Genomic DNA, 15,136 nt, shown 5'->3' with positions numbered 1-15,136 from the left:
TATCTACCTCCACTATAATCCTATAATTTTTAACACTACAACTATTATCACCATAAATGCTGTAATAACACTAAATCTATAATCTATTTTTGCTTCTGACCAGCCCAAAATTTCAAAGTGATGATGAATTGGGGTCATTTTAAAAACTCTTTTACCATGAGTTGCCTTGAAGTAAGCAATCTGTATAAAAATAGAAATTGCCTCAATAACTGGGATAATTGCAATAAAGGGAAGATATAATTCTGTTTTAAAAACTATCGAAAGAGATGCAATTGCACCCCCAAGAGCCGAGGCACCCAAATCCCCCATAAATATTGATGCTTTTGGGCTATTAAACCATAAAAACGCAAGAATAGAAATAAGCAAAGATAAAGAAAATCCGAGTAAAAGGAAATTCTTTGTAAGGTATGAAAGAAAAATGAAAGTTAAAAGCATTATAGACACAATACTTCCAAGCAATCCATCCACACCATCTGTAAGATTAAAGGCATTTACTGAACCAACCATCATAATAAAAAAGAGTAAAAAGTAAAGAATCGGTCCAAAATTCAAATTCAAACCAAGAAATATTACATTAAAATTCATTATATCTTTGAAGACAAAAAAAAGAAATACTGTTGCAACCGAAAAGAGAATAAGTTTGCTCCTTATTGAAAGACCCTCAGATGAGGACTTTCGGGAAGTCAAAATATCATCTATAAGGCCAATAAAACCAAACAGAATTGTTGAAGAAATTACAAAAAGCAATTTTGTAAAAGTATCGTAAGGCACTTTTAACACAAAAAGAAGCGGAATTATAAAAGCAATTGAGATTAAAAATATGATACCTCCACCACGGGGAGTACCTTCCTTCTTTTTATGAGATTCAATTAACTCCTCTCGCACATGTTGAACAAGATTGCTTCTTTCAAGAAAATCTGTAAGGTACTTTTCAAAAAATATCAAAAAGAAAAATTCAATAATCATTAAAGCAAGAAAAATTATTTCACTTTTCATCTTTATACCTCTCCTTCAATATATCAACAAATTTTTCCATCTTCATAGCACGGGATCCTTTCACTAAAAAGTAAGTTCCGTTTGGAAAATCGAATGTCTTTAAAAATTGAGAAAGAGTATCACTATCCTCAAAATGATATTTAATGTTTGCGTTTCCTTTTTCCTGCATCAATTTTGAAAGATTCCCGTAAGTAATAAGAGCGTAAGGATTAATCTCTGATATAACTTCACCAACTTTTTCATGGAGAGTATTTGAAGATTCGCCAAGTTCAAGCATATCCCCAAGAATTAAAACAATAGGTCCTTTTGCTGATCTTAACCTTTCAAGGGCAAAGTTCATTGACAGAGGATTAGAATTATAAGTATCATCAATTATTGTCATGCCGCTGAGTTTTATCTTTTCGCCTCTTCCTTTATATGGTTTAAATTCCTTTAGTGCAGAAACTACATAATCAGGATCAACACCAACATAAACTGAAGCAGCAAAAATTAGTCCAACATTATATACAAATCCATTATATGGAAGTGTAAACTCAAAAGATCTATCCTGAATATTGATTTTTAATCTCAAAAAATCAAGATTTTCTTGAAGAATTTTTAACCTAAAATCATTTTCCTCCCTAAATCCAACTTTAAATACGCCCTTTAACCCGTTAGAAGCGAGGCGAAGAAGTTCGTCATCACCGTTTACAAAACAAACACTGCCTCTATCTAAAACGAACTTTGCTAATTTAAATTTCTCTTTTAAAACGCCATATCTATCACCCAAATATTCAAGGTGGGAATCTCCTACATTGGTAATAATGCCATAATGTGGTTTTACTACATCAAGTAAGACATCCATATCGTTTGGTTTTTGAACGCCCATCTCTACCACAATAAAATCTTCCAGATTTGAAACTTCATTTGCAAAAAATAACGGAAGGGAAATATCGGTATTGATGTTACCTTCAGTTTTTACAACATTAAAACGCTTTGATAAAGCAAGAAATAAACCTTCTTTTGTTGTAGTCTTACCTGCGCTTCCTGTTATTCCAAAAATTGCGCCATTAATTTTATTTCGTGCAAAATTACCAAGATGTTTTAAAAATTCAGCAGTTGATTTAACCTTAATAATAGGTTTGCTTTCTCCTACATCATTCTCAACAATTGCAAAAATAGAGCCTCTTTGAAGTGCATCGGATACAAAATTATGACCATCAGTTGTATTCCCTTTCAAAGCAATAAAAATATCTCCTTTTGAAACATTTCTAGAATCAATTACAAATCTATTGTAATCATTCGGTAATGGAAAATCCTCTTCATGATAAATATCTTTAAACAGTTCATGAAGGTCAATCTTCATGGAACACCTCTTTTACAATATCAATATCTCTAAAATGAATTATGCTTCCGTTAGATAATCTCATCTTTGATTCAACTCCTCTTCCAAGAATTGCAACTATATCGTTTTCTTTTGCATTTTCTAAAGCATACTTTATTGCTTTAATCCTATCAGGTATAACCTCATGCTCAATTGAAACAGAGGATTTGAGATCCTTAATTATTTCATCTACGTTGCGACCACGAGGATCATCAGAAGTTATCACACAAAAATCGGCAAATTTACTTACAGCTCTTCCCATCGCAATTCGTTTTTCTTTTTCAGAGGTTCCTACAGCTCCAAATACAACAATTAAATGATTACCATTTCCCTTGATACTCTCAAGAACATTTTCAATTTCTTCTGCATTATGGGCATAATCGATAACAACTTTAATCCCTTTAAGGGTATAAATTTCCATTCTTCCTGGAACTGAAGCAGTCTTTGCAAATTCTTTTATTTTTGAAAAACTTGCCCCTTCTAACATTGCGTATGATATAACCGCCAAAAAATTGTAGGCATTGTATCTACCCAGAATAGGTAAATCTATCGTGCCAAGAAGGGTCCCACTCTCATATACTTCAAAAGAAATTGATAACCCATGATTTTTAAGGTTTTGAAAAGAATAATCAAATTTTACATCATCACCATAAAAGATTGGATCTTTTGAAACCTCAATAAATCTATCGATAAAAAGCGAGTTCCCATTTAGTATTGGAGATTCAAAACCCTCAAAAAAAGAAACTTTTGTATTCAAATAATCCTCAATAGATTTGTGATAGTCTATGTGATCAACTCCCATTGTTCCAAGGATTTTCCTTTTAAAATTTATTCCGTATATTCGCTTATCCTTAATCCCATGTGAGGAAACTTCCATAAAGACATATTTTACTCCATCATCTGACATTGTTTTAAGATATCGGTGTAAGTCAAAAGGAAACGGTGTTGTTGGTGGATCTAAGTCTGTTAATGAGAATTTGTCCTTTATACCAATGCCAATTGTTCCGATAAATCCGGAAGGCACTCCTAAGAAATTAAAAAGTCTATAGAGGAGATATGCTATTGTAGTCTTTCCCATTGTCCCTGTTATGCCTATTATGTTTAAACGTTTTGAAGGGTCACCATAAAAAAATGAAGAAATTTTTGCAAACGCCTCTCTTGAATCAGATGCTTTAATAACGAGGATATCTTTGTCAAATTCTAAATCATTCTCAACAATTACCCCAACCGCACCTCTTTTTACAGCATCAGCAATAAATTCATGTCCGTCAAAATTTTCACCTCTTAACGCAACAAATAAATCGCCATTTTGTATTAGTCTTGAATCTGTCTTTATTCCAAAAAAATCTCTATCAAGATTTCCAAAAACTTCAAATTCTTTAAATTTTTCTTTTAAAGTTCGCCCATTCATTTTTCAATCCTCAGATATTTTACAAGAAATGTCCCTATTTCTGAAAATAAGGGTGCAGATGCAGTTGTTGAGTATTGAGGAATTCTAGTTTCATTTATAGAAACAATTACTGAAACTTTCGGGTCTGGATAGGGAACAGCACCAAAGAAACTGTATATGAGTTTCGTATGAGAGTAGCCACCGTTTTCACTCGGCTTTTGAGCAGTACCAGTTTTACCCATCACCTTATAGCCTACTATCTTAGCCTTAGGTGCACCAATTTCAACGACCTTTACCATTGCACTTTTGATAAGATTAAGATTTGTTTCACTTCCAATTGTTCTTCGGAGAATCGGAAGAGAAGAATAAATAACATTTCCTTTGGGGTTTTTAATTTCTTTAATTAGGTGTGGTACATATAGTTTTCCACCATTTACAATCGCATTTAATGCTGATAACATCTGAATCTGTGTTACAGCAATGCCCTGTCCGAAGCCCATATTCGCAACTTCAACATCTCCTATGCTTCTTGGGGATGGTACAATTCCTTTCTCTTCCCCCAAAAGTTCGATTTGAGTCTTTTCACCAAAACCGAAAAGTTTAAAATATTTTAGAAGAGTTTCCTTTTGAAGTTTTAGCGCAATTTGAGCAAATGCAACATCGCAAGAATTAACAAGGATATCGGTAAGTCCGTGTTCTTCTCCGTGCTTTTTCCAACATGACATAATTCTATCCTTGACTTTAATTGAACCACTGCAATAAAAGTTATCGTCTGGCTTTAGCTTTCCTTCTTCAAGAGCCGCAAGAGCAACAATTGGCTTCATTACTGACCCTGGCTCATAATTAAAGGTAGTTGGAAGATTAGGCATGATCTTGTCAAAATTTGTAGGATCAAAAGAAGGATACGAGACCATAGCAAGAATTTCATTAGTTTCAGGATCTGTAACTATGGCAAAGCCACTTTTTGCATTGAATTCTTCGACATATTTTTTAACAAGTTCATAAACCTTCGCTTGAATATTTATATCAATTGTTAGAGTTACATCATTTCCTTTAACGGGTTCAAGAACATATGTTGGTGCACCCAATACATCAGGCTCGGCAAAATTAAATGTTCTAAAAGAGCGTCCGTTTCTACCTTTAAGGTAGTCATCCAAAGATAACTCAAGTCCAGTAAGGCCACTACCATCTGCACCGACAATTCCAATTAAAGGCGAAACAATTTCACCAAAGGGATAAACTCTTTTGTAAGTCTTAGTAAAGACAACTCCATCTCTTAAATTTAGGGCGTCAATCTTTTGCTTCGTATTCTCTGAAACAGAAGTTGAAACAAGTACATATGATTTTTCACTAAAAAGTTTATTTAACTCTTCATTGGAAAACTTAAGATCACTTTTTAAGATACTCTTTATTTTATTAAGATTCACACTATCAATGATACTGGGGTTTATATCAAGTTCAAAGGTAAGCTCATCTGTTGCAAGCTTCACACCAGATCTATCAAGTATATCCCCACGTTCTGCTCTTAAAATATCATAACTTGGAACTACCTGAGGAGCAAATTCTGCAAGAAGCCTACCTCTATTGATAATAGCCAAATCAACCACTCTTCCCATAAATAAAACAAAGACAAAAACGAATAACAAGAAGGAAATCAATAACCTTCTTTTAAAAATGTCTTCGCTACTTTGGGTTAATTTCCACGACATAGAAATTCTTAACCTCAATCATATGAAGTTTTTCTTTTGCAATTGTTTCGACATAAGTAGGGTCTTGTAATTTGAGGTACTCGTAAGTGAGTAATTGATTTCTTGTTTTCAATGCTTCAATCTCAGCATCAAGACTTGAAATTTGTATTTTAATTTTTACTGTAGCAAAAAACAGCCCCCCATAAATGATAATAAGAACAAACAAAACTGCAAGAAGAATTGTCGTCCTAAGTCTCATACAACCTTCTCCGCCACTCTTAATTTTGCACTTCTTGCACGCCTATTATTTTCAATCTCCTCCTCTTTTGGTTTTATTACATGTTTATTAACTAACTTTAATGTTGGGTTATTTCTAAACGATTGTTTTACAAGCCTGTCTTCAAGAGAATGATACGTAATGATCGCAATGCGACCTTTTGGAAGCAATAGAGTTGGAGCGCTTTCCAAAAATTCCTTTAGATTATCAAGCTCTCGATTTATAAAAATCCGGAGTGCTTGAAATGTTCTTGTTGCTGGATGAATTCTGTAATAACCTTTAGGATAAACACCTTTTATAATCTCTGCAAGCTGTGTTGTAGTTTCAATTGGATGTTTTTTCCTTTCTTCAATAATGCGCCTTGCAATTTTAGAGGCAAGCGGATCTTCACCATAATAAAGGATAATATCTCTTATCTCACTTTCCTCAAAATTATTAACAATGTCATAAGCAGTATACCTTGTGCATGGTCTACACATTCTCATATCAAGAGGCCCTTCTTTCATAAAAGAAAACCCTCGAGACTCGTCTTCAAGTTGCAAAGATGAGACACCCAAATCTGCAAGTATGTGTGTAACATTTTTTGCAAAAGGAAGAATAAGAGACTTAATTTCCTTAAAGTTGCCAGGAACTATAACAAAATTATCAGAAACTTGAAGAAGCCTTTGCTTTGCCCTTTCAATTGTTTCATAATCCATATCGATACCAATAAGAAAACCCTTGGGGATTCTTTTAAGAATTTCAACAGAATGTCCACCTTCTCCTAATGTTGCGTCAATAACAATAGAATCTTCCTTTAAATTCAACAAATCAATTGTCTCATTTAACAATACAGGTATATGATGTATTTCCATCAATTGATATTATATGCGAATTTTAGTTTTTTTGATTATTGCGAGATTCTTTCGGGATGCGAATAGATATTAAAGCGATTGCCCCGCAAAAACCCTACGAGAGTGATATTGAGGGAGTCTCCACTTTTAATTGCAAGAGTTGAAACCGCTGATTGAGAAACAATTATTTTTGAATTTATTTTAGAAGCAATTTGAACAATGTTATAATTAATTCTTCCTGAAGTAAAAAGAAGCGTCTCGTCTCTCATTTCATTATCAACTAAAAAACCTACCACTTTTAAAACTGCGGACAACCTCGAGATATCCTCAAAATATGCAAGAAGATTATCTTTAGTTGCCACAGAAACAATATGAGTGCCGCCAGTTATAGCAAAGGTATTTGAGTGTGTCAAAGTTTGTTTCATTAATGTGAAAAGTGAACTGGCTTTAATAACATCAATTTTATTGATTTCATTAAAATCGATACTTTTGGATCTTTTCGAGACAATTTCAAAATACAAATTTACTGAAAAATCATTTTCTTTTGATGAATAATTTAAAATTTCGTTTTTCGAAACAATGATGTTATTATAAAAAAGCACACCCAGGGCAAGATAAAATTCATTTTTATTAGAGTAAAAGACAGACTGAACAAGTTCTCCATTTGCAAAGACATTGAGGATTTTCTCCTCAACAACAAAATCATCTAAATTAAAAATATTTCCATTTTCAAACCGCAAAATCTTGAACTTTTTCATCTTCTAATATTTTGCAGATTTTATCAAAGTCATTTTTGGTATTAATATTGAGGAAGGTCAATAGTTCTGGATCAATATTTCTTATTTTATTTGGATCAAAAAATTGAACATCAAAATCCAAAAGGCTCCTCAACTTCAAATCGCAAACATCAATGTTTTTTTCTATTTTTGGAAGTAGTTTCTTACTATAAAAAGCAAAAAGCGGTTCAATGTAGCCATTTTCGAGTTTCGGAACGCAAACCTTTGCTCCATAATCTAAACTTTCCCTCATATATTTTAAAACCTCTTTATTTATAAATGGCATATCACATGCGGTAAGAAAAACAAAATCCACATCAAATACTTTCAAAGCAGTATATAGCCCACCCAAGGGACCCAAATTAGGTATTAAATCTTCTAAAAATTCATAATTTCCAATAGGAGCCTGCCTCCCAATGAAGACAGGCTCCTCCTGAAAAACATCCTTGAGTATTCTATAAGTTCTTTCAAAAATTAATTTACCATTAATAGTAAGGAAGAATTTATCGCTTCCAAATCGTCTACTTTTACCACCAACAAGGATAACAGGTTTTATTTTCATTATTTTTTCGTATTCATTAAATACACAACCCAATAGATAAATCCAACAAAGAATGCACCACCGACAAGGTTCCCGAGGGTAACGGGAATGAGGTTTACAGTAAAAAGTGTTCCCCAATTAAGATTAGCAACATCAGCAATTGTTTTCCCTGCTGCTTCAAGTACTTTTGGGTTTCCTTTCAAGAAGATTCCGTAAGGTATGAAGAACATATTTGCAACTGAGTGCTCAAAACCAGAGGCAACAAAAGCCATAATTGGGAAATAGATTGCAAAGAGTTTTCCAATTACATCTTTAGAAGCCATTGCCATCCAAACTGCCATACATACAAGCCAATTACAGAGAATACCCCTAAAGAATGCTTGTGCAAAAGTAAGCGAAGTTTTGGACAAGGCAACCTTTAAGGCATTCGAACCTACAAGCGTGTTATTTAAAGACCAAGTCCCACCCCAAAAAAGAAATGCAGCAACAAGAATTGATCCAACAAAATTTCCAATGTAGACAACAACCCAGTTTTTAAGAAGTTCTACCCAACTAACTTTTTTATCAAGAGCTGCAATAAGGACAAGGTTATTACCAGTAAAAAGTTCTGCTCCACCTATAACTACCATCATAAGGCCTACGGTAAAGACAGACGCCGAAAGAAACCTTGTAAAACCAAAGCCAAGAGTTGAGTCAGACCCTACAAGTAAAAACAGTTGAGCCCCAAATGCAATGTAAACACCTGCAAGGATTGCAAGAAGAAACATCTTTAAAAGCGGAAGTCTGCATTTTCCAACCCCAGTTTCACACATTTTAGCTGCAACATCTTTTGGTGGAAAGAAATTTACATCGTTCATACTTACCTCCTTTATTTAAATTTTTTCTATTGCACACCCACACGCCTTAAATTCGGGAATTCTTGCAATAGGATCAATTGCATTAATTGTAAGAATATTTGCATTTGCTTCCGAAAAGTGGAAACTTACAAATACAACACCTTTCTTCGGTTTTGTAGATACCTTTGCTTTTACAACAATTTCTCCCCTTCTTGTTTTAACTTTTACCTTATCTCCATCTTTTATATTGAGTTTCTCTGCATCTTCTGGATTTATTTCAACAAAATTCTCAGGTACAAAACTTTCAAGTACCTTAACTCTTCGAGTTTCATTCCTTGAATGATAGTGAAACAAAATTCTTCCGGTTGTAAGGATAAAAGGATATTCGCTATCAGGAACTTCAACAGGTGGTTCAAATTCAACAGCTGATATAAGTGCTTTTCCGTTGGGCCGTTTGAAATTACCTCCATAGTGCAAAATTCTTGTTCCTGGATGATTTTCATCTGGGCATGGCCACAAAAGAGAATTTTCCTTAAGCCTCTTATATGTAATGCCTTTTAAAGATGGTGTTAATTCACGAATTTCTTCCCAAATTTCTTCTGCATCCCTATAGTGCATTGGATAACCCATACGGGTTGCGACTTCACAAACAATTTGCCAATCATCTTTTACATTTGGATGCGGTGTTCTTCCTGGATTCAAAAGTTGTACTCTTCTTTCAGTGTTTGTAAAAGTACCAAACTTTTCATAAGAAGCCTTCGCAGGAAAGACAACATCTGCAATTTGAGCTGTTTCCGAAAGGAAAATATCCTGAACCGCAAGGAATTCAAGTTTCTCAAAACCTTCCTTTACATGACGAACATCAGCTTCCGTTACAAGAGGGTTTTCGCCCATTGCATAAACTGCTTTTAATTTGCCTTCAAGTGCCAGATCTCCAAATTGAGAAACAGCATAGCCAATATTTTCTGGAAGTTTAACCTTCCAAAATTCTTCGAATTTTTTTCTTACATTTTCTTCAGTTACCTTTTGATAACCAGTATAGACATCAGGTAATGCTCCAACATCACATGCACCTTGCACATTAGCCTGTCCTCTTAAAGGATCAATGCCATTTCCCTCTTTTCCGATATGCCCTGTAATCAAGGCAAGATTTGCGATACTTAAGACATTATCAACTCCAACATGATGTTGCGTAATTCCCATCGTATAGAAAATCATCGAATTTGGACCTTTTGCATAGGTTATTGCAGCAGTTTCTATAAGCTTTTTATCAACTCCTGTAATTTCAGAAACTTTGTCAAGATCATATTTATCAAGGACCTTTAAGAGGTTTTCAAAACCTTCAGTATGATTTTCAATAAATTCCTTATCAATAAGTCCTTTATCAACTATTACCTTCATCATTCCGTTTAAAAGAGCAACATCAGTTCCCGGATAGTGTTGGATAAAGATATCTGCATATTTTGCAAGATCAATATTTCTTGGATCACAAACTATAAGTTTTGCTCCCTTTTTCTTTTTGTTCTCCTTTATAAATTGAGCAATAACAGGGTGAGTTTCAGTTGTATTTGAACCAATTACAAACATAACCTCTGCATTCTTAATATCATCTATAGGGTTTGTTGCGGCACCTGCTCCAAGAGCTTTACCTAAACCTGAAACTGTTGAGGCATGACACAATCTTGCACAATGGTCGATGTTGTTTGTTCCTATAACTGCTCTTGCAAATTTTTGCACTACATAGTTGTCTTCGTTTGTGCAACGAGCAGATCCAAGCACGCCTATTGCATCAGGTCCATATTTATCCTTTATCTCAAGTAATCTTTTTGCGGTGTAGTCAAGGGCTTCTTCCCAGGTTGCAGCCCTGAAAACTCCATTTTCTTTTATAAGGGGAGTTGTAAGTCTTTCGGATGAATTCACATATTCATAACCATATCTTCCTTTCACACATAATCTACCTTTATTTGGTTCCCTGTCTACTCCCCTTGCCATTACAAGATTATTATTCTTATCTTTAAAAATTGTTAAATTACAGCCAACACCGCAATAAGCACAAATAGTATCCGTTTTTTCAAAATTGAAGATTTTTCCTTTGCCTATTCGTGGTTTTTCAATTAATGCTGCTGTTGGACAAGCCTGAACGCACTCAGCACAGAATTGACAATTAGTTTCTTCTAAAGGAAGATTAAAAGGAGTTGATACAATTGACCTGTAACCTCTCATTGCAATAGCAATTGCCTCAACGATTGCTTGGTTTTCACAAGCATCAACACAACGTCTACAGAGAATACATTTCTGTGGATCAAACTGAATAAATGGGTTTTTATCCCAGGGTGTTTCTTTCTCATATACGAAAGCATCTTTTTCATCAAGAAATTGGCTCTTCTTTATTCCAAATTGATATGCAAGATCCTGAAGGACGCAATCCCCATCTTTATCACAAGTCATACAGTCCAAAGGGTGATGGGCAAGCGCAAGTTCAAGATTCATTTTTCTAGCTTCATAAATTAAGTCCGAATTAGTAGTAATTTCCATACCCTCTGTAACTTCAGTAATGCATGCTCTTTGAAGCGTTCTTGAACCCTTTACCTCCACAACGCACATTCCACAGGAACCCTCTTCTGCAATACCTTCAAGATAGCAAAGAGTTGGAATTTCTATGCCAATGGATTTACAGGCCTTTAAAATTGTAGTGCCTTTTTCAAACTGATAGGGCTTACCATCGATTTTAACATTCACTAATTCACTCATTTGATACCTCCTCGGTTATTTCTTCAAATTCACAAACATTTGCATTACATTTTCTCTGTTTTATATGCTCAAGCCATTCAGTTCTATATTTAACAAGTGATTGAGAAATTATATTGGGAGCAGTTTGTCCTAACCCGCAAAAAGAAGTTAATTTCATTGTTGTAGATAGTTTTTCAAGTCTTGTAAGATCACTTTCTTCACCAAGACCTCTTGAAATATAATCAATTATTTTGTACATTTCCTCTGTGCCAACCCTACATGGCGTACACTTTCCACAGGATTCATGTCTAAAAAAATATGCAATATTTTTTGCAATATCAACAATACATCTATCCTCGCTTAAAACCACAATAGAACCAGATCCGGGCCCTGCTTCAATTTTAGCAAGTGAATTAAAATCAACAGGTGCATCTAACTCTCCGGGAGTTATAAGGCTTCCAGAAACTCCACCCAGGATTACCCCCTTAAGAGATTTGCCACCTTTTACACTGAAACCGACATCGTTTATTATTGATGAAAGCTTAACTCCAAATGGGATCTCGATTACACCTTTGTAATTTATATCCCCCATTAAACTGAAAAGTTTAGTACCGTATGATCCTGGAACTCCAAATTTTTTAAACCATTCGGCACCATTTACTACGATTGGTGGAATATTTGCTAATGTTTCAACATTGTTAATTACAGTAGGTTTTCCCCAAAGGCCATAAGTTGGTGGATATGGAGGTTTCTTCCTTGGCTCGCCACGTTTTCCTTCAATTGATTCTATAAGGGCAGTTTCTTCGCCACAGATATAAGCACCTGCACCTTTCTTTATTTCTATATCAAAGTTAAAACCAGAGCCCAGTATATTTTCTCCAAGGAATCCATACGATCTTGCCTGATCTATGGCCTTTTGAAGTCTCTTAATTGAAAGGTCATATTCACCTCTAATGTAAATGTATCCATAATTTGCACCTGTCGCATATCCTGCAAGTATCATGCCCTCAATAAGGAGGTGTGGGTCTCCTTCCATTATTACTCTATCTTTAAATGTACCAGGTTCTCCTTCATCTGCATTACAAATTACATACTTAACATCACTTTTTGCTTTTGCAGTAAATTCCCACTTTTTTCCTGTTGGGAATCCTGCACCACCCCTACCTCTTAACTCAGATGCCTTGACTTCTTCTAATACCCACTCAGGCCCATTTTCAAGAGCCTTTTCTAAAGCTAAATAACCATCTTCAGCAATATATTCTTCAATAGACTCCGGGTTTATCATGCCCACTCTTTTTAGCAATACTCTTTCTTGTATTGAAAGCACTCGCTCCGCACGAGTTTCTTTAAGAATTACATCTTTCTTTCCGATTTCATGTGCAATCTCTTTAACAATCCGTCCTTTTAAAAGGTGTTCTTTGACAATAAGAGGTACATCGCTTGGTTTAACGGGTGCATATATCACGCCATCTGGATAAACAGCAATTGCTACACCCAAATCCTCATATCCAAGACTTCCAGTTGGAGCAACAAGAATTTCATTTTCCAATCCTATGTTTCTTATCTCTTTTGTTAATAATTCCTCTATTTCTTTTGCACCTTTTGCAAGACTCTTAGAATCTTCAGCGACTAATATGTGGCTTCTATAGAGTTTCATAATGCACCTTCCCGAACTTTTTTAATAATAAGAGGTATGTCTTCTTCCTTTAGATTTCCAAAAGGAACATCATCGATCATCATTGAAGGCGCAACTGAACACATTCCAAGGCAACTTGATTCTTCAAGCGTAAACTCCCTATCTTCGGTTGTCTCTCCAAAATCTATCCCTAACTCTTCCTTCAATTTCCTTACAATTTTTTCTCCCTCTGCAAGATGACACGATAAACTCCTGCAAACTCGAACAATGTGTTTTCCTCTTGGTTTTGCAGAGAACATTGTGTAAAGGGTGAGCACCCCATAGACTTTTGAAGGTGATGTTTTAAAAGTCTCAGAAACACGCAAAGCCAAATCTTCAGGGACGTAATTTTCAGGATTTGCTTCCTGAATTTCATGCAAGACGTCTATTAAGGACTTTCCTTTCATTTTTCTCCCCCTTCATTGAACAAACATTAGATGGACATCTCTTGTCCTTTATATGTGCAATATACTCATCTCTAAAATATCTAAGAGTTGACAATACAGGATTGGGAGCCGTTTGCCCTAAACCACAAAGCGAAGTTAGCTTAATTATATTTCCAAGCCTTTCAAGCCGATCAAGATCCTCCATTGTGCCATTACCTGTAGTAATTTTTTCTAAAATATTTAGCATTTGGCGAGTTCCTTCTCTACAAGGGGTACATTTACCGCAGGACTCATCTACAGTAAATTTTAAGAAGAATTTTGCAACATCCACCATGCAGCTCGTTTCATCCATTATGATAAGACCGCCTGAACCCATTATTGTCCCAAGTTGTGGGAGATTTTCATAATCCATTGGCACATCAAGATGCTCTGCAGGAATAACACCTCCAGAAGGACCTCCCGTTTGCGCTGCCTTAAAGGTGTGCCCCTCAGGAATTCCGCCACCAATGTCAAAGACTATTGTTCTAAGAGAAGTACCAAGTGGTACTTCCACAAGACCTGTAATATTAACCTTTCCAGCAAGTGCAAATACCTTTGTGCCAGGACTCTTCTCAGTGCCAAACTTTCTAAAGAAAGATGCCCCTTTTTCAATAATAACTGGAATATTTGCAAGTGTCTCTACGTTGTTAATAACAGTTGGCTTCCCAAAAACACCTTTTTCCACAGGAAATGGAGGTTTCTTCCTTGGCTCACCACGTCTTCCTTCGATGGAGTTAATAAGTGCAGTCTCCTCTCCGCAAACAAATGCACCTGCACCCATCCTCAATTCAATATCAAATGAAAAGTTGGTACCTAAAATATTTTTGCCAAGCAAACCTGAAGCCCTTGCTTGCTTAATTGCTATTTCAAGCCTCTTTATTGCAAGAGGATATTCTGCTCTTATGTAAATATAACCTTTCTGTGCACCAACTGCATATCCTGCAATAGCCATTCCTTCAAGCACAGAATGTGGGTCTCCCTCCAAAACGGACCTATCCATATAGGCACCTGGGTCACCTTCATCTGCATTACATATTATGTATTTAGTGTCGGAGTTTTGCTTATAAGTAAGTTCCCATTTGAGTCCCGTAGGAAATCCTGCGCCTCCACGACCACGAAGTCCTGAATCTTTGACAACCTTAATAACATCTTCCCTTGTCATCTCGGTAATTGCCTTGGCAAGTGCTTCGTAACCACCTTGAGCAATATATTCAGTTATATCTTCTGGATTAATAATACCGCAGTTTCTTAAGACAATTTTTGTTTGTTTTGCAAAAAACGGAACATCGTTTAGTGTCGGAAATTGCTTTTCTTCTTGCTTCCAAAGGAGCCTTTTTACAGGGCGCCCTTTGAGGAAGTGCTCTTCAACAATCTCTTTTGCATCATCTGGCTTAACCTTCGTGTAAATAACACCTTCTGGATAGACAACCATCAAGGGTCCTAATTGACAAGAACCCATACAACCTGTTTCAACGATATTTACTTCTTCAGTTAGATCGTGCTTTTTAAGTTCTTCCTTAAGCGCATCTTCAAAACCGTTACCACCCGCAGCAAGGCATTGCGCTCCAGCACATATAAGTGCATGAATTCTATAAATTTTCATAAA

Annotated in this window: 13 protein-coding genes; all 13 read right to left on the bottom strand. The window is 35.4% G+C overall.

Annotated features, from left to right (window positions below; translation table 11 throughout):
* Positions 1–12: 12 nt before the first annotated feature.
* The 13 genes from mraY to nuoF (ACMV0E_RS05910) are packed head-to-tail and all read right to left on the bottom strand — an operon-like array spanning position 13 to position 15,133.
* Positions 13–996, bottom strand: a complete 984-nt coding sequence (gene mraY, locus ACMV0E_RS05970; RefSeq protein WP_416085471.1) for a phospho-N-acetylmuramoyl-pentapeptide-transferase — start codon at positions 994–996, stop codon at positions 13–15.
* A complete protein-coding gene (locus ACMV0E_RS05965) occupies positions 986–2,341 on the bottom strand; it encodes a UDP-N-acetylmuramoyl-tripeptide--D-alanyl-D-alanine ligase (RefSeq protein WP_416085470.1) in 1,356 nt (451 codons plus the stop codon). The genes mraY and ACMV0E_RS05965 overlap by 11 nt, the downstream gene beginning before the upstream one ends.
* Positions 2,331–3,770 carry a UDP-N-acetylmuramoyl-L-alanyl-D-glutamate--2,6-diaminopimelate ligase gene (locus ACMV0E_RS05960; RefSeq protein ID WP_416085469.1) on the bottom strand — a complete coding sequence of 480 codons (1,440 nt, stop codon included), beginning with the start codon at positions 3,768–3,770 and terminating at the stop codon, positions 2,331–2,333. Before ACMV0E_RS05960 ends, ACMV0E_RS05965 begins: the two co-directional genes overlap by 11 nt.
* Entirely contained in the window at positions 3,767–5,458 is a 1,692-nt protein-coding gene (locus ACMV0E_RS05955; RefSeq protein WP_416085468.1) for a peptidoglycan D,D-transpeptidase FtsI family protein, read from the bottom strand. Before ACMV0E_RS05955 ends, ACMV0E_RS05960 begins: the two co-directional genes overlap by 4 nt.
* The gene (locus ACMV0E_RS05950) at positions 5,433–5,696 is read right to left on the bottom strand and encodes an FtsB family cell division protein (protein ID WP_416085467.1); all 264 of its coding nucleotides are present in this window, start codon (positions 5,694–5,696) and stop codon (positions 5,433–5,435) included. The genes ACMV0E_RS05955 and ACMV0E_RS05950 overlap by 26 nt, the downstream gene beginning before the upstream one ends.
* Positions 5,693–6,568, bottom strand: coding sequence for a 16S rRNA (cytosine(1402)-N(4))-methyltransferase RsmH (gene rsmH / locus ACMV0E_RS05945; protein WP_416085466.1), 876 nt, complete (start codon positions 6,566–6,568; stop codon positions 5,693–5,695). Before rsmH ends, ACMV0E_RS05950 begins: the two co-directional genes overlap by 4 nt.
* A 35-nt stretch (positions 6,569–6,603) precedes the next feature.
* Positions 6,604–7,305, bottom strand: a complete 702-nt coding sequence (locus ACMV0E_RS05940) for a formate dehydrogenase accessory sulfurtransferase FdhD (protein WP_416085465.1) — start codon at positions 7,303–7,305, stop codon at positions 6,604–6,606.
* On the bottom strand, positions 7,277–7,885 hold the full coding sequence (mobA, locus tag ACMV0E_RS05935; RefSeq protein WP_416085464.1) for a molybdenum cofactor guanylyltransferase: 609 nt from the start codon (positions 7,883–7,885) through the stop codon (positions 7,277–7,279). Before mobA ends, ACMV0E_RS05940 begins: the two co-directional genes overlap by 29 nt.
* Positions 7,885–8,721 (bottom strand): formate/nitrite transporter family protein, encoded by an 837-nt coding sequence (locus tag ACMV0E_RS05930; RefSeq protein WP_416085463.1) that lies wholly within the window; start codon positions 8,719–8,721, stop codon positions 7,885–7,887. Before ACMV0E_RS05930 ends, mobA begins: the two co-directional genes overlap by 1 nt.
* A gap of 15 nt (positions 8,722–8,736) precedes the next feature.
* Positions 8,737–11,451 (bottom strand): formate dehydrogenase subunit alpha, encoded by a 2,715-nt coding sequence (fdhF, locus tag ACMV0E_RS05925; RefSeq protein ID WP_416085462.1) that lies wholly within the window; start codon positions 11,449–11,451, stop codon positions 8,737–8,739.
* Entirely contained in the window at positions 11,444–13,087 is a 1,644-nt protein-coding gene (gene nuoF, locus ACMV0E_RS05920; RefSeq protein WP_416085461.1) for an NADH-quinone oxidoreductase subunit NuoF, read from the bottom strand. Before nuoF (ACMV0E_RS05920) ends, fdhF begins: the two co-directional genes overlap by 8 nt.
* Positions 13,084–13,512: an NADH-quinone oxidoreductase subunit NuoE family protein gene (locus ACMV0E_RS05915; protein ID WP_416085460.1), complete on the bottom strand. Its 429-nt coding sequence runs from the start codon at positions 13,510–13,512 to the stop codon at positions 13,084–13,086. Before ACMV0E_RS05915 ends, nuoF (ACMV0E_RS05920) begins: the two co-directional genes overlap by 4 nt.
* On the bottom strand, positions 13,478–15,133 hold the full coding sequence (gene nuoF, locus ACMV0E_RS05910; protein WP_416085459.1) for an NADH-quinone oxidoreductase subunit NuoF: 1,656 nt from the start codon (positions 15,131–15,133) through the stop codon (positions 13,478–13,480). The genes ACMV0E_RS05915 and nuoF (ACMV0E_RS05910) overlap by 35 nt, the downstream gene beginning before the upstream one ends.
* Between the last annotated feature and the right edge of the window lie 3 nt (positions 15,134–15,136).

It is taken from the genome of Caldisericum insulae (assembly GCF_047785965.1).
GTDB classification, from domain to species: Bacteria; Caldisericota; Caldisericia; order Caldisericales; family Caldisericaceae; genus Caldisericum; species Caldisericum exile_A.
Note: the sequence above shows the minus strand (reverse complement) of the source record. Positions and strands in the feature narration are given on the sequence as shown.

What these genes read in the sequence shown, in the direction of transcription:
- ACMV0E_RS05940 (WP_416085465.1), bottom strand. Translation starts at nt 7,305, where the DNA reads ATGAAAAAGTTCAAGATTTTGCGGTTTGAAAATGGAAATATTTTTAAT.
- rsmH (WP_416085466.1), bottom strand. Translation starts at nt 6,568, where the DNA reads ATGGAAATACATCATATACCTGTATTGTTAAATGAGACAATTGATTTG.
- ACMV0E_RS05955 (WP_416085468.1), bottom strand. Translation starts at nt 5,458, where the DNA reads ATGTCGTGGAAATTAACCCAAAGTAGCGAAGACATTTTTAAAAGAAGG.
- ACMV0E_RS05915 (WP_416085460.1), bottom strand. Translation starts at nt 13,512, where the DNA reads ATGAAAGGAAAGTCCTTAATAGACGTCTTGCATGAAATTCAGGAAGCA.
- ACMV0E_RS05950 (WP_416085467.1), bottom strand. Translation starts at nt 5,696, where the DNA reads ATGAGACTTAGGACGACAATTCTTCTTGCAGTTTTGTTTGTTCTTATT.
- nuoF (WP_416085459.1), bottom strand. Translation starts at nt 15,133, where the DNA reads ATGAAAATTTATAGAATTCATGCACTTATATGTGCTGGAGCGCAATGC.
- mraY (WP_416085471.1), bottom strand. Translation starts at nt 996, where the DNA reads ATGAAAAGTGAAATAATTTTTCTTGCTTTAATGATTATTGAATTTTTC.
- mobA (WP_416085464.1), bottom strand. Translation starts at nt 7,885, where the DNA reads ATGAAAATAAAACCTGTTATCCTTGTTGGTGGTAAAAGTAGACGATTT.
- fdhF (WP_416085462.1), bottom strand. Translation starts at nt 11,451, where the DNA reads ATGAGTGAATTAGTGAATGTTAAAATCGATGGTAAGCCCTATCAGTTT.
- ACMV0E_RS05930 (WP_416085463.1), bottom strand. Translation starts at nt 8,721, where the DNA reads ATGAACGATGTAAATTTCTTTCCACCAAAAGATGTTGCAGCTAAAATG.
- ACMV0E_RS05960 (WP_416085469.1), bottom strand. Translation starts at nt 3,770, where the DNA reads ATGAATGGGCGAACTTTAAAAGAAAAATTTAAAGAATTTGAAGTTTTT.
- ACMV0E_RS05965 (WP_416085470.1), bottom strand. Translation starts at nt 2,341, where the DNA reads ATGAAGATTGACCTTCATGAACTGTTTAAAGATATTTATCATGAAGAG.
- nuoF (WP_416085461.1), bottom strand. Translation starts at nt 13,087, where the DNA reads ATGAAACTCTATAGAAGCCACATATTAGTCGCTGAAGATTCTAAGAGT.